Below are 20,008 nucleotides of genomic sequence, written 5' to 3'. Positions count from 1 at the left end.
CCACATTTTTAGTTTGTAACCCTATAATATTCTATAAGTTTTGGAAAATGAACTGTTACTCTAGTAAATTCAGAATGCATTGATTCAATAGTTATATGGTGACCAAGCTTTGTAGCAAGATTTTTTGATAGATAGAGTCCCATACCTGTGGCTTTAAAATCATCCCGTCCATTATATCCAGTAAATCCTTTGTCAAAAACCCTATTAATATCCTCAGATTTTATTCCAATTCCATTATCTTGGATAATAAGCTGTTTCTCATTGTGCTTTAATACTCCACTAATTTTAATAAGCCCATCGCTTGTTGTATATTTTAATGAATTTGATAAAATCTGATCCAAAATAAAGAAAAGCCACTTTTTATCTGAGTCTATAGTAAATTCTAAGTCACTTAATTCTATCTTTATTTTTTTACCTATAAATTCCTTTGCATGTTTTTTCACAACCCCAACAATTAGACTACGCATATTTATTTCATTTATTAAATAGTCCTTTGAAAAGCTATCTAATCGTGAATAGTACAATGCTTGTTCAACGTAATTCTCTATATGATCTATTTCATCCTCTAAGTTACTTAAGGTCTCCTCCTTAGACTTGTACATACTGTTCTCTATAACCAATCTACATGCAGAAATAGGCGTTTTTATCTCATGAACCCAGGAATTTATAAAGTCTACATTTTCTTTTTTCCCTTCATGTAATCTATCTGTTTTTAAATTGAATTCTTCGTTAACTTTCATAAGAATTTCTCCATATAGCCTTTGTTCGTAATTTAATGGCATAGGCAACGAATTAACAATATTCTCTTTCTGGTTATCTATAATACATTTAATAACATTATAATATCTTCTATTTTTTAAATACTCAAATATTAAGTAAAGTATAAACATAATAAACCCTACTATATTGATATAGGCTATATCGCCAACACTTATTTTTACTTCATTGTTAAAATACACCACCGAAGAAATAAATAGCATCAATATAAAATAAAACAAAATTAAAAATATCCTGTCCCTTAAAAAATTTCTAAATCTCATAGTATTGTATACCCTTGCCTTTTTTTTGTTTTAATTAAGTCTTCTAGTTCAATATTCTCTAATTTTTTACGCAGTCTATTGATATTCACTGTAAGGGTATTATCATCAACAAAACTTTCATCCTCCCAGAGACTTCGCATAATTTTATCTCTGCTTATTAAATTGCCATTATTTTTCATAAGTAGATATAGAATGCTAAATTCATTTCTACTTAGTTCTACCCTCTTATCTTTAAAAAACACGCTATTATCCTTCATATTTAAAACAATGTTTTTATACTCAAGCACATTAGTCTGCGCATCTGCGTAGGAATATGTTCTTCTTATCAATGCATTTATTTTGGCCATCAATATTTCTAAGGAAAAGGGCTTTTGAATAAAATCATCTCCTCCCATATTAATTGCCATTATTACATCCATATTGTTATTCCTTGAAGAAACAAATATTATGGGAACCTTTGATATTTCTCTGATTTTATAGCACCAGTAAAAACCATCAAAATAAGGAAGGTTTATATCCATAAGAACTAGATGTGGAGAGTATTTTGAAAACTCGATAAACACCTCATTAAAGTTCTCAATGGCTTTTCCATCAAAACCCCATCTCATTACATTTTCAAGCAATATTTCTTTTATCCTAACATCATCTTCTACTATCATTATCTTAAACATGTAAAAACCTCACTTTAAAATGGAATTTGATTCTTCTCCATTATACTATAAAATGGGTATCTACACCATTATGTTGGCTTACAACATTAACCAAGTACTGTAATGTAAAACTATACTTTAAACATTAGTGGCTTTAAAAACTTAATATTACATGGCCCTTTACTTCCGGTTAGTTTAAAATATTTTGTATATTTATGTATTCACCATAAAGTTTAATTATATAAGTAATTAAAAAATATTTATTTAGCATAATATTAAATTTGCTTTCTATTAAATTGCTCTTTTAGATATGTTGAAATTTCGATTAAAGCCTCATCTGATTTATTCGTAATCTTATCCATTGAGATAAAGCCATGTGTAACACCTTTATATCTGGTAGAAATTACATTCACACCTGCTTCCTTTAATTTATTACCGTAAGCTTCACCGTCATCCCTTAATGGATCAAATTCGGCTGTGATTATGAGTGTGTCTGGTAAATCTTTAAAATTTTCAGATAATAAAGGCGAGGTATATCCACTTTTTCTTTCTTCTAAACTTGGAGTGTATAGGGATATAAATTTTTCAGAGTTTTCCCTTGTAAGATTATAATCCATACCAAAATACGACCAAGATTTAGTATTTAGTTGATAAATGTTTGTTGATGGATATATTAGTACCTCAGAGATTATGTATGGGCCACCTTTATCACGTGCCATTTGTGCAACTACTGCAGAAAGGTTGCCCCCAGCACTGTCCCCTACAACACATATTCGACTGGAGTCCCCATTAATACTCTTAGCATATTTATAAACCCATTGGAGCACATTATATACGTCATTAAGACCAGCTGGGAATGGATCTTCTGGCGCAAGACGATAATTTACAGATACAACTATAGCCCTTGAATTTTTTGAAAGCTTCCTGCAAACATTGTCATAGTCATCAATACTACCGCTAATCCAACTGCCGCCATGTGAATAAATTATGATAGGCAATTCATTCCCATTGCCGTCAGGCGTATATATTCGCACTGGCACTTGATTTGAATCTGTTTTTATATCCATATTTTTTATATTGGAAAAGGGTATAGGTTTGGATTTCCATATAGTTGTTGACTTATGCAATGCTGCACGCATTTCATATATTGATTTTCCTTTAAGTGAAATAGGATTAAAATGCTCTTCTATTTTTGACATTACACCAAATAATGTATCAAGCTTACCATCACCTGTTCTAGAAAAGTTTTTAATTAAAAGAAAACAGTATATTGTAACAATCAAGACAATAGCAGAAAAAATCCAAAATATTTTTTTCTTTTTCATTCAATACCTCCACCATTAACTTAACTATTTACAAAATTCATTTTTATTTATGATTGGTACCAATCCTATGCAGTACTATGGATGAATTAATAAATAACTAAACTCATTGATATATCCATAAGTTAATATCACGAATAGATAGATATGTTAATCGCCTTTGTATTTTATATCGACTATATTATATTACCCTATTCAAATTTTGTTTATACTGACCATATAATGAACATAGGTTAATAATTATATGGAGTGCGCTTATTGGATATTTTATTTGAACATCGTTTAGTTACCAATTGATATTGGAAAGTTAATAGTTGTTTTATAGCTTTCTACATTTAAGCTAGTTGCAACTTTGATAGTTAATCAAACAGTAGCAGAATAACTTAAAGGGCAGTCTCTTAGGAGATTGCCCAATTTGTTGTTTTATAATTTCTTTAATAAGGTGTTGGATAATCATAATCATAATCGTAATCATAATCATAATATGGATAAGGATAAAGGTAGAATGGAAAAAAATCAAAGACACCAAAAAGTCCACCACCGTGACCGAAGTTACCACCATGTCCAAAATGTCCACCGCCCCCTCCGTGACCGTGTTGTCTTACAAGAAAGTCTTCATCTTCTTCTCTTTCTGTTGGATTACTCATAGACATTTGTCCCATCATACCAGTATAATCCATAGGTTGTTGCAACATAAATGGGCAAGGTTGATATGTTGGTTTACTATCTTTTATTTTTTCTTCCAAAATAAATCCTCCTAAATAAATTCTATGATATTATTATATTCACGGGATATGAAAGGGTACCTACCAGCAAAATTATTGATTGTTGAAAAGGATACATTATCATATTATGCAAATATCTTATTAGACTTGATGTATAAATAAAATACTGCATTAGGACGAATGCCCAATGCAGTACTTTATTGGAATTTCCTTTGTAAAATATAATTCCAAGGTGACTTCCTACCATTCATAAAAACCATACTCACTATAAAATACCATTTCTTCCATTTGATCATCGATTAGAGCCACCATTTGATTAATTTCATATATGGCATCAGCTTTAATCTCTTCAACTTTTTTATATCCATAATTTATATTTATCCTCTTAATCTAATACTTAGTTTATTTTTTACCTGCAGCTATAATAGCTTCTGAACGTTCATTAAATTCTTTTACATCTTCTGGAGTGCTAAATTTAATATTATTAGTCATAGTAGACATATCAGTGCTTGGATCGTCCTTTGATGCATAAGATTGTTCATTACTTAGCACTTTTACTGAACCAACCTTAAAACCAGTTGATTCTTTACTTGATTGTAATGTGGCGCCACTAGTGCTACTGCTTACATTAGCGTTTTTATTTTTATTATTCATAAGTATTCTCCCTTCAAATATATAAATTACACTGTATTAATAAGTGTATACTATAGCTTACCCAATTCTATAAAATATAGTTTAAGATAGCTATTATTATATGGTACAATCTTTAAGTGATTTATCGTCGCTGAATCTCACAAAAACCAGGAACTCCATTTTAATTAATTTAAAACTTTTATTGTTAATATTTTTTTAATATATTTGACAGATTATGTTTTATTCAGTAAAATATAATTGATAATGAGTATCAATGCCACACTGAGGATGTTTAATAATATGGTTGATTACGCTGATATTAATAAGGAAAATAAGAAATAAACTTTTGAGAATATAAAATAATTTAGGAGGACTTTATGGAGTTAAATGAAATAGTAAACAAAATAGAAGCATTTGGGACACCTCAAATAAAAAATGTATTGTCTAATCATGGAATATGCGAACCATTCTTTGGAGCTAAAATAGCTGATTTGAAAAAGTTAGTTAAGTTTGTAAAGAAAAATAATGATTTGGCGAAAGAATTATATAAAACAGGGATTTATGATGCTATGTATTTAGCAGCATTATCTATAAATCCTAAAAGCATGTCAAAGGAAGAACTAGAAGGGTGGATAGATAAAGCTTATTGTTATCCAATTGCGGAATATATAGTTGCAACTGTAACAGCCGGAAGTGATTATGCAGTAGAACTTGCAAAGGAATGGATAACATCTGAAAATGAACTGATTGCAGCTTGTGGTTGGAGTACATATAGCATTTATATATCTGTAGCAGAGGATAATCTAATTGATATTAATGAAATAGAATATCTTTTAAATAATATAGAAGCAAATATACGTAATGAAAAGAATAGGGTTAAATATACTATGAATGGGTTTGTAATAGATGTTGGAACTTATATAACAGAATTAAATGAAAAAGCATTAAAGGTTGCTTTTAATATAGGTAAAGTTAATGCTTTAATGAATAAAACTAGTTGTAAAGTGCCACTAGCTAAGGAAATTATAGAAAAAATGATTAATATGGATAAAATAGGCATTAAAAGAAAGAAATATATTTGTTAGGGGTTTAGCTCAAAATAATTAAAAAATAGCAACCAAGTGAAGGAAGAGACCCTTCCCTAATAAATTTGGCATAAACAAGTAAAATAAGAAATTAAATACCCATTTGCTATAATTTATGAATGCAACACAATACTGTTGAGTTACATTCATAAAAACTACTTTTTATTTTAAAAGTTGTATTATGGTTATTGGCCCGACAATTCCATCTGGTTTTAACCCTCTTGAAGCCTGAAAATGCTGAACAGATAATAATGTGTTCAATCCAAAATTTGAATCAGATCCTGTTTTACCACAACTAAATCCTAATGCAATAAGTCGCTGCTGTATCCACCTTACAAGTTCATTATGGGCGCCTCTAGTAACAAATGTCTTAGCTACAACCTCATTAGTATGTGTACCTTTGATGCCATCTTCAACAAGCTTGTCCCCGTTTTTATCTTTTAATCCGAGTATGTTGACAGCATGTTGAAAAGCTACTACAACAATATTTACAGGTACATGTGAGACTGAATTAATAAATATATCAGATTTAAATTCATTTAAATCAACAGGTCCATTTATTCCGTCTACTCCCCCAGAGCTTGAATATTGAAATCCTATATAATTAATTACATCGGGCTTTGCTGCTCCATAATGAGCCACCCACAAAGGTATATCTTTAACTGAGCTATTTAAATTGTTTGCGTAAAAATAATCTCCTGTATAAATGCATACTTCCTTATTATTTGATATTAGATAATTCGCGAAAAGTCTTACATTAGAGCTTGTCTTAGTTACTGTTTGCCCTAATGCCACTTCTACATCTATAACGTATTTACAATCGGATGAAAGCCCTTCTATAACACTTAGAAAATGTTTTGCTTCTAATATTGGATCATTTGCTCTTAAAAAATGATAAAACCCAATTTTAAGTCCTGCTTCAATTGCTCCACTATATTGTGATTGTAACAGTGGATTTTTATAATTGATTCCTTCCGTGGCTTTAATATAAACTATTTCTATTCCACTGTTTTTTACTTTTTTTAAATCTACATTTTGTTGGTAACTAGATATATCTATTCCTTTAATAAAACCCATCTCCAATTTTAATTATTTTCTCGTAACAATATATGTTTCAACCCACATCTTTGATACCGCTCAGGTGTTTATAATATTTTTATGTAACAAAGGAGTATCTTGCTGGTGAAAACTTCTCTGATATTTATTGTCCCCTGCCACATAGCTTAGTAGCTGTAGTATCAAATCAGCAATTAAACTTTCTATACCTTTCATATCCACAATACTATCCTCAATTACCTTTAAAAGTCACACTATTTTTAAGTTCATTGTAACTTATTGTACTTGCAATTATATATAAAGGTCTGTCTTTACTCTCATCAGATATTCTTCCAATATATTGCCCTATAATAGCGAGAAAGCAAAACATAATGCCAAACATAATTAAGTTAATGGAAAGTATTAGACCTAAATTTAATATATTGCTTTGCTTAAACGGTGAGGTTGTAATACTACTAATTAATAAAATAGTACCTATTAAACCTGCAAATGCTCCAAAGTAGCCAGTAATCATTAATGGTTTATAATAAATAAAATTTCATGATTTTCAAGTGTTCGATCCATGACGGATTTTAATCTTTTGTAACTCTCATTTATAACAAGTTCTTCATTATACAAAGGCACTATTACAGAAAAAATAATTCCATTACTCATTATTATCATTCCCTTCACTTTAATTATTAAATGTTTCTCCACAATTAAAATTATAAGGGTAAATTGTATCAGCAGTATCAAATTAATATGTGAACTTTATGTGATAAGTTATATAAAAAGGCTACCTAAGAAAGGCAGCCAGTTACTGTTGGAGTGGTTACTACTATATTAAATCGTTTTTAAATCCTTTACCTCTCACCTCTGAAGCATCAACTATTATCATATAAGCATTATTGTCTATTTCTTTAATTATTAATTTTAATTCAGGAATTTGATGGAGTGCTACTGTACAAAATAATATTTTTTGATGATTACCAGTATATGCACCTTCTCCATATAAAAAAGTAACTCCTCTATGCATTTTATACAAAATTCCACTACAAATTTCTTTTTCTTTTGTAGTAATAATAAGAACTAATTTTTGTTTTTTCATTCCATGAATTATTCTATCGGTAACTTCAGCCGTTATATACATAGAAGCTATAGTATACAACGCGCTAGTTACTCCAAAAAAGAAAGTACCGATACAAACAATTATCATATTAACACAAAATGATATTTGTCCTATATTAAAGTTATCATGCTTTACTTTTATCAAAGCTGAAACAATGTTGGCTCCTCCTCCGGAACCGTGATTGCTGAATATTATTCCTATGCCAATTCCATTTAATACTCCACCGTATAAACATAATAGTAACGTATCGTTTGTGCCAATCAGTTCTTTTAAAGGAGCAGTTAAAATTAAGAACAAAGAAAATGAGATTATACCTATAATTGAAAAAATAGTAAATCGTTTGTTAAGATATTTATAACTTAGTATTAATAACGGAATATTTAATAAGAGTATAGTATATCCAGCAGGAAATTTAAATAAATATTGGATAATTAACGATATACCAGTTGCACCACCACTTAGAAGTTTGGCTTTGGAAATAAACAAATTAATTCCGAGTGAAGATATCAAACTTCCCAGTAGTATAAAGAAGATATTCTTAATGATATTTTTGTTTATATAATTAAACATATTGTTTCCTCCTCCAGAGTAAAGCTATTTTTCAGAGTCTATAATAGTCTTTAACATGAAAACTTTATGAATTAATCATATAGACCTTCTTGTTATAGTGTGTCATAACAGTATCATTATATGAATTAAATGTAAATAAGAATAAAAAACCACCATGTACCTAATACAGTTCTACTGCATAGTAAATGGTGGATTAAAACTAGATTTTTTTTGTTTTATGGCGTTATCCTAATACATAAGTTTGTTATTTTGTAGTATCGGCAGCTTTTAAATCATATAACTCTTCGGAACTTCCACCATCAGGTTGCTGATTTTTTGAATTTGTAGAATCTTTCCATTCACTCTCTTTAACGATTTTACCGGCCTTTTTAGCCCAGGTCATGATTTCGTTACTTGAGCCGCCACCTTGGCCGCCTATCATTACGTACCTAACTTCTCCTTTATTCACTAGGGATTTAAACTGAGCGAGTGTTATTGCCTTATCAGTTCCGAAAAAGCCCCCTATCATTACAGATTCATCAGTTTTAAGTATTATATCTGTTGCATTTCCATTGGTAGATGATGTAACTAGGATATATTTTTCAGTTGTTTTATTACTATATAAATAGGTAATATCATATTGTTTTACTTTTTATATCGGTGTTTTATCTTAATTTGCTTTGTCTGTACACCTTCATAAGATATGAATATATACACTAATAAGAGAAATAATAAATAAAAATAACGTTCCGTAATAATACTTTTTTATTGATATATTTAAATGTACGTGCTAAGGTGTTAAAGTAACAGATACAAATTAATTTTACCTTTTAAATAAATTTGATATCATTTAAACAGTACTCTAATTTTGTAGTACAGATAATTGTTTAATTAAAGATAAAGAGGAGTGATATGCAGTGGCAGAGAAAAATAAAAGAGAGATGTTTTCTACAGGATTTGCAATTTTTTTTGCAACATTAGGTTCAGCCGTAGGTTTAGGTAACATATGGAAATTCCCTTATTTAATAGGGTCTAACGGTGGAGGAGCTTTTCTCTTAGTATATCTTTTATGTGTTGTATTAGTTGGTATTCCCATTATGGCATGTGAATTTTACATTGGAAGAAAATCAAGGAAAAATGCAGTCGGAGCTTTTAAAAAATTAAATGCTGCTAAAGGCTGGAAAACTATTGGATTAATGGGGACATCTACAGCATTTCTAATAGCATTTTTTTATAGCTGTGTTGCAGGATGGGTTTATTCCTATGTATTCAAGGCAATAAAGGGCGATTTTAGGGGGGTTACTTCTAGTACTGCTTCGGCAAAATTCATGTCAACCTTAATTGGACCACTGTCTCCAATAGTATGGCAATTTATAGTTCTCATCGTAGTTTCAATAATCTTAATTGCAGGAGTTAAAAATGGAATTGAAAGAATAACAAAGACACTTATGCCTGTATTATTCATACTAATTATTATATGTGGTGCAAGGGCATTAACACTTCCAGGTGCATCACAAGGATTAAAATTTTTATTTCATGTGGATTTTTCGCAATTAACTGGACGTGTTATATTAGCAGCTCTTGGTCTAGCCTTTTTCAAACTGTCCCTCGGAATGGGAACAATGATTACTTATGGAAGTTATTTTACACCTGATAATAATATGATAGCAACTTCAGTTAAGGTTGCCTTATCTGACTCACTAATTTCAATATTGGCAGGAATTGCAATATTCCCAGCCGTATTCTCTTTTGGTCTAAAACCTAGTGAAGGTCCTGGTCTTTTATTTATGACTATACCACTTGTATTCTCAAAAATACCTTTTGGCAGTGTATTATTAGTCGCATTTTTCTTTTTAACTGCAATAGCCGCTACAACAGCACTGATATCTATGGTTCAAGTCCCAGTTGCGTATTTTACAGAAGAAAAGGGTATGAGTAGAACGAAAGCTGTGTTATTTACAACAAGCATAATGATGGTGTTTGGAATTCTCGCAACATTATCGGCTCATCCCACGAGTACCCTTGCTAATATTCATATAATAGGCCAGAGAGGATTTTTCGATACCTTTGACTACTTATCTTCAGATATATTACTTCCAATAGGTGGGCTTTTAATAGCGATTTACGTTGGATACTTTACTAAAAAGGAAGATTTCAAACTAGAACTATCAAATCAAGGAACTTTAAATAACGATTCTGTGTTAAACATTATATATGTATTTATTAAATTTATATCACCAATCCTTCTTTTAATTATTTTCTTAAATTCTATAGGAATAATTAAATTTTAAATAAAAATATTTATTAACAAACCACTTCATTACTGAAGTGGTTTACCTTTCACATCTATGCCACTAATTTGGTTTTCAACCTTAATAACATCAACTACTGTGATGCATTTCTTCGGCTAATTCCAGTTCGTTATCAATCTTTTCAAATCTATTTACCATTTTACCATCAACTTCTTTTTTCTCTAAAAACATACTTAATGGTCTAACCCATATTCCTCTTTCTCCATAAAGGGCCTGATAAACCACCATATCTTCACGCGTTTCTGAGTGTTTTGCTACATAAAGCACTAAATACTCATTGCCTTTAAAATGTCTATATTTTTTACCGATTACAATATTATTTTCATTCATTAATACATACCTTCTTTATAGAAATATATTTTTTAGGCTTTAAATCTTCTAACTTATTATCTCTTCTAAATTGAAATGAGTGAGTTTAATTACATGCTTGATCTGAAGACATTACTGCCACTCCCTCATTTTTCTATTTTTCACGGTTAATAAATATTTATTTTTTTATAAAATTTAAGTTTAATACGTAAGTTACCATTAGAATTATAGACATACTTAGCTTACTTTATTATACCCGCTTTTCTTACCTTATGCACTCAATACTTTCTACAGTATTACCTTCTTCTTGCCAATTTAAAAACATCATCAATATATCACTAATAATTTCTTCAGGAATCGTTTCGCTCATTTATAGATATATAACAAATCGAGTAGGAGCTAAATAATTAATTTATTTAGCGACCTCTCACACCACCGTGCATACCGTTCGGTACACGGCGGTTCAATAGAAATTAATGTTTTAATAAATATGTCTCAGATATAGAAACTAATCCTATATTTTTAAGGTATTTATTGGTCAATGTTTTGTTTAATATAGGGCTATTGGATGTTCTCCAATAGCCTTTCCTTGTATTTGCATATTGCAAAGCTTTATTGTTTGGTATTCCTAATTTAACAAGGTTCCCATATTTTGTTTTAATCTTTTTCCATTGTTTCCAAAAACACATTCTAATTCTTCGCCTTAACCATTCATCAAGTGTTTTAAGAATACTTTTAATGTCTGCAATAGCAAAATAATTTATCCATCCAACTATCACTTGCTTAAGTTTCATAAACCTATATTTCATGCTCATCGCATTACTTCTTGAAGTTAATTCTTTTAGCTTTGCTTTGAATTTGATTATAGGTTTTTGAGGAACTCTCATTCTGTATTCACCTTTTGCTCGGTAAAATGAAAATCCTAAAAATTTAAGTTTCCAAGGTCTATCTACTGTACTCTTTTCTTTATTCACTCTAAGCTTTAACTTTTCCTCAATAAATCTCGTAATACTCTTCATTACTCTATTTGCTGATTTCTCACTTTTGACGTATATATTCGCATCATCAGCATATCTACAAAAGTTTAGTCCTCGTTTTGTTAGTTCTACATCGAGTTCATGTAACATTACGTTACTTAATAATGGGGACAAAGGCCCGCCTTGAGGTGCTCCTTCTTCTGTATTCATAAATACCCCATTTATCATCACTCCACTTTGTAGATACTTTCGTATCAGAGAAATTACTCTACTATCTTTAATATCTTCCGATAGTATCCTTATTAATTTATCATGATTTATCGTATCAAAGTATTTAGAAAGGTCTATATTCACCGTCCATGTATGTCCAGCATTAATATATCCCCTACATTTTTCAACAGCTTGTTTTCCACTTCTTAAAGGTCTAAAACCGTAACTATTATCAGAAAATTTCTTTTCATATACTGGTATTAGAGTTTGTGATATCGCTTGCTGAATAACTCTATCTAATACAGTAGGTATTCCAAGTAGCCTAATTCCACCGTCAGGTTTTGGTATTTCTACCCTTCTTACGGCTAGAGGTCTATATCTACTTTCTAATAATGATTGCCTTAATTCTTGTCCATGCTCTTTTAGATAATGTAGAAGTTCATCTACTGTCAAACCATCAATCCCATGACTTCCTTTATTGGCTTTTACTCTTTTATATGCTTTATTCATATTATCTCTCGATAATATCTGCTCGAGTAAACCATTATCATATTCATTCACATCGTTTCTTCCTTCTTCTGACATAGAGGAAATACTATGCACTTCTACATTACCTTCGAGTTCCACTCTATTCTCTCGTAGAGAGCCTTCTTTATGAAGTTGTCTGCTTTTATCATATTTTCTCGTATCCTTCAAAATTCCAAAACCTCCTATTGTTCAGTCCTTCCCACGCTAACGCGTTTTGCATGGTACTATGACGTCTGCTGACTTCTGATAGTTCAGCCATACATCACTGTATGGGTTGTTATTTCTAAATTCATATCCACAACTTACCTATCAGATCTCCCCGGGTAAGAACGCAATCTTTCACTCCATCTATCTGCTACATTTACACCACTTGTTTCGAATAGTTTTGGGCTTCGTTTTGTATTGCAAACTTACCCACAAGCATATGCCTTATATGTAGTTTCTGTTCGTCAGACCGGAGTTTGGCCGCCAACTTCCTTCAGATTCCATCTCACGATGGACATCCTTGTCTTAAGCTATGCACTTGGCACTATTAACCCGTGCTAGGGACTTTCACCCATTAGATTGCGCCCATGCCGGGCGCACAATAAAAGCCCTATGTCTGCTTTTGCAGACATAGGGTAATTAAAAAAAATCATCTAAATCATAATTTATTTAGTGTTTTCAGCATAGGCATTATCCCAAGTATTCAAGAATACATAATCTTTTGCATCTTTTTTATTGTTATGTTCTTTACTTTCTGCAATTTCCCCAATAGGAGTCATTGCAACTACTTTGTAATTTTGTGGAATGGCTAATGCTTTTTTTATAATATCTTCATCAATTGCAGCAATCCAACAAGTTCCATAACCCTCATTAGTAGCTGACAAAATAAAATGCTCCATAGCAATGGCACTATCCACTAAATAATACTCTCTGTTTTCAACTTCTCCAGAAGCATCTGGCTTTGCTACTATAACCGCCGTCATTGGAGCATCTAATATTGATTGTGCTGCTGAATTGTCCTTATTCATTATAGATTTAGAAATTTGTTCTAGTTTGTTTTTTTCATCAACTAAAATAAATTTGTATGAAGTATTATTTTTCCATGAAGGGGACATCATAGCTGAATCAATCATTTTTGCTAATTTTTCTTTATTTACTGGGGTATTCTTAAATTTTTTAATACTTTTTCTACTTTTGACTACATCATAAAATTCCATATAACACACTCCTTTAATTATAGTATGTGTAATCGCTTCATAAATAATGTAGTTGTTTCACCTAAAATTTTAAAGATAGAATTAAAAAAATAAAAAAGTGTACTTATTATTTTTTTAGTATACTCTTATAAATTTCAAAATAATTTTTCCAAAACTTCTCTATAGTAAAATTATTTACAACAATGTTATATAACTTTTCACCCTTTATGTTAAAATTGCTCTTATCTAAATATGCTTCTTTCATAGCTTTATAAATATTTTCGTTGTTTTGATTCTTCACTTTATACCCGCTGTCTTCGCCTAATATACTTTGTAAGTCGCCCACTTCAGTATAAATCAAAGGTTTCTTTACAATTGCTGATTCTAAAACCGTTAAGGGTGGTGCTCCACCCTCGCTTAAAGAAGCTAAAACACTAACATCAGAGGCGTTTATATAGTCTATTGGATTAGAAACATTTCCGGTCATTATAACTTTATTTTCTATTTTTAGCTCCACTATTAACTTCTCTAGTTCGGATTGTAGCTCACCATCACCAACTAAAAGCAATTTTACATCATGAAATTCAATAGTAAGTTTTCTAAATCCCACTATAACTTCTCTATGATTTTTTATAGGATGTAATCTCGCAACCATAACATATACAAAATCATTCTTCTTTAAATTCAAATTATTTCGTATATCTTCTGTTGGCGTCACAATACTAATTTTCTTTATATCTATACCATTATTTACAACTGATTTACTTCCTTGAATATTTTTTTCTTCTAATAAAACCCTCAAATTATTTGATACACAAATATAATTATTAAAGCTCTTTAGACCCTTAATACTCAGGGGAGTAAAAATAAAATATTTCACTTTATTATTAAGGAAATCATATCTAAAATCACTGTGAACTACAGCTACTGTAGGTACGTTTAATTTACTTTTTAAAATTAAATGCATTAGGAATGGCTTTGCTCCATGGAAATTTACTAAACTTATCGAATTGCATCTTATAAAATTCACTAGCTCAATATTATTAAGCTTCTTACTAAAAAGTTTGTAGCTAATATCCATAACTCTAACTTTTGAGTAAAGTGGACCTTCTCCCAAGCAACCGACTATATTCTCAAATTTGTTATTGTATTTACTGCATATGTTTAATACGTGTTTTCCACCACCACCATTATCATTTCCTGATATGACATGCAAAACTTTAATATGGATCCTCTCCTTTACTTCTCTGATGTTAATAACAATTATTTACGTTTATACTTGTCCTTTATTACCATTAAAATAAACTTAGGTATAGATGATAATCTTTTAATTCTAAATGGTTCTTTCGCAACTCTGTATAACCATTCCATGCCTATATTTATCATCCATTTAGGTGCACGTTTAACATTACCAGCTATAATATCAAAACTTCCTCCAACTCCCATAAATACTTTGCAAGGAAGTCTGTCCATATATTTCGCTATAAATACTTCTTGCCTTGGGCATCCCATAGCAACAAATAAGACTTGTGGACTAACTTTTTCTATTTCTTTTAATAGTTCTTCACAATTGTCCATTTCGAAATATCCATCATGACTCCCTAAAATATTTAATTTGCGATATTTAGTTCGCAGATTAATATTGCACATATTCACTGTTTCCTGGGTGGACCCTAACAAATATATTCCTTGGCTTTCTTTTTCACATTTTTTTACTATACAATCCATAAGTTCTACACCAGCAATTTTTTCTTTCACCGGTTGACCTACAATTTTAGAACATATTACTGTACCAATTCCATCTGGAATAATGATTGAATTTTTACTAGTGAAATTTTTTAACAATAAATTATTTTGTAGCCCACTAAAAAGAACTTGTGGATTTCCTGAAACAATATGTACCTTTTTAAAACTGTTTATGTTTTTAAACAATTCTTCTATGGTATCATTAAAAATTTCGAATTGAAAAATCCTTGTTATCATAAATAAAACCCCTCCAAATTAACAACTCCCTAATAAGCGCCGTCTTTTTTAAACACAGATACAACTGTTAAGAAGATAATTTTTATATCTAATTGGACTGAAAAATTTTTAATATAATCCAAATCATAAGTAACTGTTTTCCCTAGTTCGATTTCTCCTCTTCCACTAATCTGTGCAAGTCCAGTAATTCCTGGCAAAACTAAGAGTCTTTGGTAGTAGCTTTCGGGATAATACTTAACTATCTCTGGTATTTCAGGCCTAGGACCTACAATGCTCATTTGTCCAAACAAAACATTGAAAAATTGTGGAATCTCATCTAGGCTGTTGCACCTTAAAAATTTTCCAACCCTTGTTATTCTAACGTCCGACTTGTCTTGAAACACAAAATTCTCCAAATCAAACGGATCTATATTAAGTTCTATTTTGCTTTCAGCTTGAGCTATCATAGTTCTAAATTTATAAATATTAAAGTTTTTTCCATCTTTACCTACCCTAACCTGCTTAAATACAGTTGCTCCTTTTGAATCTAGTTTAATAGCAATAATGATAATTAAATATATAGGCAATAATATAATTATACCTATAAAAGATAATGTAATATCCATTAATCTCTTAAGTCCAAATTGAAGCTTCTTATTCTCAATATGCGCTTTTTTATCTATATTTATCATATTGCGTTAACTCCTACTTTCTGATGAATATTTAAGCGTCCCCCTGTATTTCTAAGTTTCTTCACCAACTTATATATTCAAATTATTTGTTGATGCGTTTAATAAACTTTCAGCTGTAGCTACTATAAACCAAAAATATGTTGTAACTTTAGGCACAAAAAATAGATTGTCTGATAAATTCATAAAATAGAATGCTACCATCGATGCCAATGCACCCATGTAAAAAGCTTGCAAAAATTTGTCATCTGTTATAGTAATTAATTTTTTCAATCTAATAAGCACTGTTATTAAAATTACTAAAAGAGATGTTATTCCTATTATGCCCAATTCACTTTGAGTCTTTAAATAAGAACTATGTGTAGGATATCTTGTATACGAGTTGTAGCTTAGGCCTTTATACTTATTAATATATTCGTTATACCTACTGATATAATTACCATTACCAACTCCTAGAATTGGATGTTCCTTAATCATCATTAGAGCCGTTTTCCACAATTTAATTCTAGCCACATTTTGTCCATTATTTGTTAAATCCTTAACTGTATCAAGAACCGCCGGACTAAATAAAGCCAAAATACCTACCCCTCCAAAAACTACAATTAATTTTAAACTATACAGCACACATAAAACCGCTGCACCGATACAAACGCCTAATAAAACATTTCTAGAATAAGTCATAAGTATATTGAGAAATATTAGAATTGATATTATTCCATACATACTTTTTAATTTTTTATTTTTTTCATAAATTGTTAGCATTACTAATGGAAAAATAATTAAAATAAGAAAGCCCGCATATGCATTAGGATTTTGCATTGTTGCAGCAATCTTACTTGCTCTATATCCATAGGAGTATTTCACAATAAACCTTTTATCTAATCCAATTATTGTAAAGTATTGAATTATACCAAAAATACTCAAGACTCCTGATGTGAATATAAAGCATCTCAATAAGTTTTTCACTAATTTTTTTGTATTAAATTCATACTTAATTATAAAAAATATAAATACATATGTTAAAAATCTTGCGCTTTCGCTTAATGCTAATCCCTTTTCTAATGCATAAAAAGTTGATAATAACATAATACCCAATAACATCACTATGCAAATACTTAAAGTACTACTAAAGAAGTCTCTAATCCCATAAAGAAACCTTCCCCTCGTATCCCTATTAAAAATCAACTTTATGAGATATAAGCACATAATTATTCCTAATAAAATATCTGAAACAGATACTCCTTTTAAATTTGTTCCCTCTTGAATTAGAGGCATTATCACTATATAAGCACACATTAAATAATACAAAATACTACACTTAGCTTTCATTTTTTACACCTCTTTATAGACTAATATTATAATTTTTATAAATTCATCAATATTTTTTCTAATTTTCTTGTTATATCCTCTCTAGCATAATTCTCCATAACATAAGCCCTTCCATTTTCACCCAACCTATTTCTAAGCTCCATGTTATTATATAACTTTAACACCGCTTCTGCAATTTCTTTTGAATTTTCTGGTTCTACTACAATTCCTGCATTTGCACTGTTTATTAGTTTAGCCGCTTCACCCTGTACTGGTAAAATAATAGGTATTTCTGAAGCTAAGGTCTCAAACATTTTTGAAGGTAGAGCACCTTTAAAAAGTTCTAACTTCTTTAAAGGGATTATTGCAGCATCCATAGAAGCTACTATTTTAGGCATATTTACCTTTGGCTGAAGAGGTAAAAAGGTAACATTTTTTAATCCTTTTTCTTTTGCCATATTTACAAGATCTTGTTTTTCCGGACCATCACCTACAAAAACAAATTGAATGTTTTTTTCCTCTTTTACTATCTCTGCTGCATTTATTATAACTTGTAGTCCTTGTGCAAGTCCATGAATACCAGCGTAACATAGTGCAAACTTATTTTCTACTCCAATTTCACTTCTAAATGTTTCATCCCTATTTTCACTTTTAAATAGCTTTGTATCAACTCCATTAGTTAGCAGATGTACTTTGTTTTTATCAAATCCTCTACCGACTATATCATCAACTATTCCTTCTGTTTGACAAGTAACAGCTACTGCACGTCTATAACAAAATTCTTCTAACCATACAGACATTTTAATGAATAACTTATTATGAAGCATACCTAATTTTATAGCTGATTCTGGCCATAAATCAGATATGTTAAAAACAAATTTAGCTTTTTTAAGCTTAGCTATTACATACCCTGAAAAGCCTAGAAACAGTGGTGGAGATTCCGTTATTACTACATCCTGCTTATTTATATGAATAGCCCCTTGAAGTACAGAAGAAAAAGTAAAAGATAAATAATTTCTTAATCTCTTAGTAAAACTCTTAGATTTTGTAGCATAAATACTAGTTCTAATTATCTTTATACCTTCAATTTCTTCTATGACCACCTTATTACCTTTATAATCATCAAAAATCTCCCCTCTAGGGTAGTTAGGCATTGCTGTTAATATTGTAATTTCATGGCCAAATTCCTGTAATTTTTTAGCAAACTCAAAAATTCTATTTTGAGGTGCCCCCACCTCTGGGGGACAGTACTGAGTTAAAAATAAAATACGCATGTTTTCACCTCTATTGTTTGTTTATAATTTTTAAAATTTTCTCTGCAGCATGGCCATCTCCAAAAACATTTTGCTGAGATTTATTTGGCATAAAATTAACTATGCCCTCTAAAATCTTAGTTTTATCAGTTCCAACAATAATATTCCATCCATTTTCTACTGTTTCTACCCATTCTGTTTCTTCTCTCATAGTAATACAAGGCTTACTCATAAAGAAAGCTTCCTTTTGAACTCCACCACTGTCTGTGACAATCTTTTTACAGTACATTTCTAAAATGATCATGTCTAAATACCCAACTGGGTCAATTATCTTTATATTATTATTAAATTTCAAACCATAATCATCCATATATTTTTTTGTTCTTGGATGTAGGGGTAATATTATTTTTTTGCCGCTCTCATTTAATGCCTCACTAATATTTCTTAATCTATTTATATCATTAGTATTTTCTGCTCTATGTATGGTAGCTAAAATAAATTCTTCCTGGTATAAATTAAGTTTCTTCATAATCTTAGATTTTTCTTTTGAAATCTTTGAAAAATTAAGGGTCGCATCATACATTACATCCCCTACATTATGAACACCCTTAGTTATGCCCTCAGTACTTAGGTTTTTAACCGCTGAAGTTGTAGGTGCAAACAGATATTTTGAAATATGATCTGTTAAGATTCTATTTTGTTCCTCCGGCATATTCATGTTAAAGCTTCTAAGTCCCGCTTCTATATGTGCTACTGGAATACGTAACTTACTTGCACAAATTGCTCCAGCAAAGGTTGAGTTCGTATCCCCATAAACTAAAACCATATCTGGCTTTTCTTTTATATAAATTTCTTCGAGCTCTATTAACATCCTACCAGTTTGCATGCCGTGTCCACCTGAACCTACCTCTAAATTATAACTAGGCTTAGGTATTTTAAGTTCTTCGAAAAAAATCTTTGACATATTTTCATCATAATGTTGACCTGTATGTATTAAAATTTCTTCATGCTCATTTCTAATTATATTCGATACTGCAGCTGCTTTTATAAACTGCGGTCTTGCTCCTACGACTGTTAATATTTTCATATAGACTCCTGACTTTTAATAAGT

Annotated in this window: 18 protein-coding genes and 2 pseudogenes; 2 read left to right on the top strand and 18 right to left on the bottom strand. The window is 30.4% G+C overall.

Going from position 1 to position 20,008, the window contains the following annotated elements:
• Positions 1–8 precede the first annotated feature (8 nt).
• The 5 genes from ACWJKS_RS08265 to ACWJKS_RS08245 all read right to left on the bottom strand — a co-directional run bounded on the left by ACWJKS_RS08265 (position 9) and on the right by ACWJKS_RS08245 (position 4,391).
• Positions 9–1,040, bottom strand: coding sequence for a sensor histidine kinase (locus ACWJKS_RS08265; RefSeq protein ID WP_462960921.1), 1,032 nt, complete (start codon positions 1,038–1,040; stop codon positions 9–11).
• Positions 1,037–1,711, bottom strand: a complete 675-nt coding sequence (locus tag ACWJKS_RS08260) for a response regulator transcription factor (RefSeq protein ID WP_462960920.1) — start codon at positions 1,709–1,711, stop codon at positions 1,037–1,039. Before ACWJKS_RS08260 ends, ACWJKS_RS08265 begins: the two co-directional genes overlap by 4 nt.
• Before the next feature lie 254 nt (positions 1,712–1,965).
• Positions 1,966–3,015, bottom strand: a complete 1,050-nt coding sequence (locus tag ACWJKS_RS08255) for an alpha/beta hydrolase (RefSeq protein WP_462960919.1) — start codon at positions 3,013–3,015, stop codon at positions 1,966–1,968.
• Between the two features lie 431 nt (positions 3,016–3,446).
• Positions 3,447–3,758 (bottom strand): hypothetical protein, encoded by a 312-nt coding sequence (locus ACWJKS_RS08250; RefSeq protein ID WP_462960918.1) that lies wholly within the window; start codon positions 3,756–3,758, stop codon positions 3,447–3,449.
• A 381-nt stretch (positions 3,759–4,139) separates the two neighbouring features.
• Positions 4,140–4,391, bottom strand: coding sequence for a hypothetical protein (locus ACWJKS_RS08245; RefSeq protein WP_216304349.1), 252 nt, complete (start codon positions 4,389–4,391; stop codon positions 4,140–4,142).
• A gap of 356 nt (positions 4,392–4,747) precedes the next feature.
• Between ACWJKS_RS08245 and ACWJKS_RS08240 the strand changes: the two genes are divergently transcribed.
• Positions 4,748–5,455 carry a DNA alkylation repair protein gene (locus ACWJKS_RS08240; RefSeq protein ID WP_462960917.1) on the top strand — a complete coding sequence of 236 codons (708 nt, stop codon included), beginning with the start codon at positions 4,748–4,750 and terminating at the stop codon, positions 5,453–5,455.
• Positions 5,456–5,617: 162 nt separating this feature from the next.
• Here ACWJKS_RS08240 and ACWJKS_RS08235 read toward each other — a convergent pair whose 3' ends face one another.
• From ACWJKS_RS08235 to ACWJKS_RS08220, 4 genes and pseudogenes are all read right to left on the bottom strand, one after another.
• Positions 5,618–6,532 carry a GH25 family lysozyme gene (locus ACWJKS_RS08235; protein ID WP_258280690.1) on the bottom strand — a complete coding sequence of 305 codons (915 nt, stop codon included), beginning with the start codon at positions 6,530–6,532 and terminating at the stop codon, positions 5,618–5,620.
• 504 nt (positions 6,533–7,036) lie between these two features.
• Positions 7,037–7,165: pseudogene (locus ACWJKS_RS08230) on the bottom strand (glycosyltransferase); the annotation flags it as partial.
• A 163-nt stretch (positions 7,166–7,328) separates the two neighbouring features.
• The gene (locus ACWJKS_RS08225) at positions 7,329–8,189 is read right to left on the bottom strand and encodes a YitT family protein (protein ID WP_462960916.1); all 861 of its coding nucleotides are present in this window, start codon (positions 8,187–8,189) and stop codon (positions 7,329–7,331) included.
• 244 nt (positions 8,190–8,433) lie between these two features.
• Positions 8,434–8,802: pseudogene (locus ACWJKS_RS08220) on the bottom strand (mannosyltransferase YkcB-related protein); the annotation flags it as partial.
• 307 nt (positions 8,803–9,109) lie between these two features.
• Here ACWJKS_RS08220 and ACWJKS_RS08215 point away from each other — a divergent pair.
• The gene (locus ACWJKS_RS08215) at positions 9,110–10,459 is read left to right on the top strand and encodes a sodium-dependent transporter (protein WP_462961062.1); all 1,350 of its coding nucleotides are present in this window, start codon (positions 9,110–9,112) and stop codon (positions 10,457–10,459) included.
• Between the two features lie 90 nt (positions 10,460–10,549).
• On the opposite strand, the gene ACWJKS_RS08210 is transcribed toward ACWJKS_RS08215, so the two are convergent.
• From ACWJKS_RS08210 to wecB, 9 genes are all read right to left on the bottom strand, one after another.
• A complete protein-coding gene (locus ACWJKS_RS08210) occupies positions 10,550–10,810 on the bottom strand; it encodes a DUF1653 domain-containing protein (protein WP_165414112.1) in 261 nt (86 codons plus the stop codon).
• Between the two features lie 452 nt (positions 10,811–11,262).
• Positions 11,263–12,672: a group II intron reverse transcriptase/maturase gene (gene ltrA, locus ACWJKS_RS08205; protein WP_258280593.1), complete on the bottom strand. Its 1,410-nt coding sequence runs from the start codon at positions 12,670–12,672 to the stop codon at positions 11,263–11,265.
• Positions 12,673–13,154: 482 nt separating this feature from the next.
• Complete coding sequence (locus tag ACWJKS_RS08200; protein ID WP_216304310.1) at positions 13,155–13,706, bottom strand: nitroreductase family protein; 552 nt, start codon at positions 13,704–13,706, stop codon at positions 13,155–13,157.
• 106 nt (positions 13,707–13,812) lie between these two features.
• Complete coding sequence (locus tag ACWJKS_RS08195) at positions 13,813–14,901, bottom strand: glycosyltransferase (RefSeq protein ID WP_462960915.1); 1,089 nt, start codon at positions 14,899–14,901, stop codon at positions 13,813–13,815.
• 47 nt (positions 14,902–14,948) lie between these two features.
• Positions 14,949–15,668 (bottom strand): WecB/TagA/CpsF family glycosyltransferase, encoded by a 720-nt coding sequence (locus tag ACWJKS_RS08190; protein ID WP_462960914.1) that lies wholly within the window; start codon positions 15,666–15,668, stop codon positions 14,949–14,951.
• 29 nt (positions 15,669–15,697) lie between these two features.
• Positions 15,698–16,339 carry a sugar transferase gene (locus ACWJKS_RS08185; RefSeq protein ID WP_462955844.1) on the bottom strand — a complete coding sequence of 214 codons (642 nt, stop codon included), beginning with the start codon at positions 16,337–16,339 and terminating at the stop codon, positions 15,698–15,700.
• A 69-nt stretch (positions 16,340–16,408) separates the two neighbouring features.
• Complete coding sequence (locus ACWJKS_RS08180; RefSeq protein ID WP_165414070.1) at positions 16,409–17,665, bottom strand: O-antigen ligase family protein; 1,257 nt, start codon at positions 17,663–17,665, stop codon at positions 16,409–16,411.
• A gap of 35 nt (positions 17,666–17,700) precedes the next feature.
• Complete coding sequence (locus ACWJKS_RS08175) at positions 17,701–18,918, bottom strand: glycosyltransferase family 4 protein (RefSeq protein WP_220319723.1); 1,218 nt, start codon at positions 18,916–18,918, stop codon at positions 17,701–17,703.
• A 10-nt stretch (positions 18,919–18,928) separates the two neighbouring features.
• Entirely contained in the window at positions 18,929–19,984 is a 1,056-nt protein-coding gene (gene wecB, locus ACWJKS_RS08170) for a non-hydrolyzing UDP-N-acetylglucosamine 2-epimerase (protein WP_462953893.1), read from the bottom strand.
• Positions 19,985–20,008: the final 24 nt, after the last annotated feature.

The organism is Clostridium sp. CM038 (genome assembly GCF_055081105.1).
The sequence above is the reverse complement of the archived record's forward strand: the minus strand, read 5'-3'. Positions and strand labels throughout refer to the sequence as shown.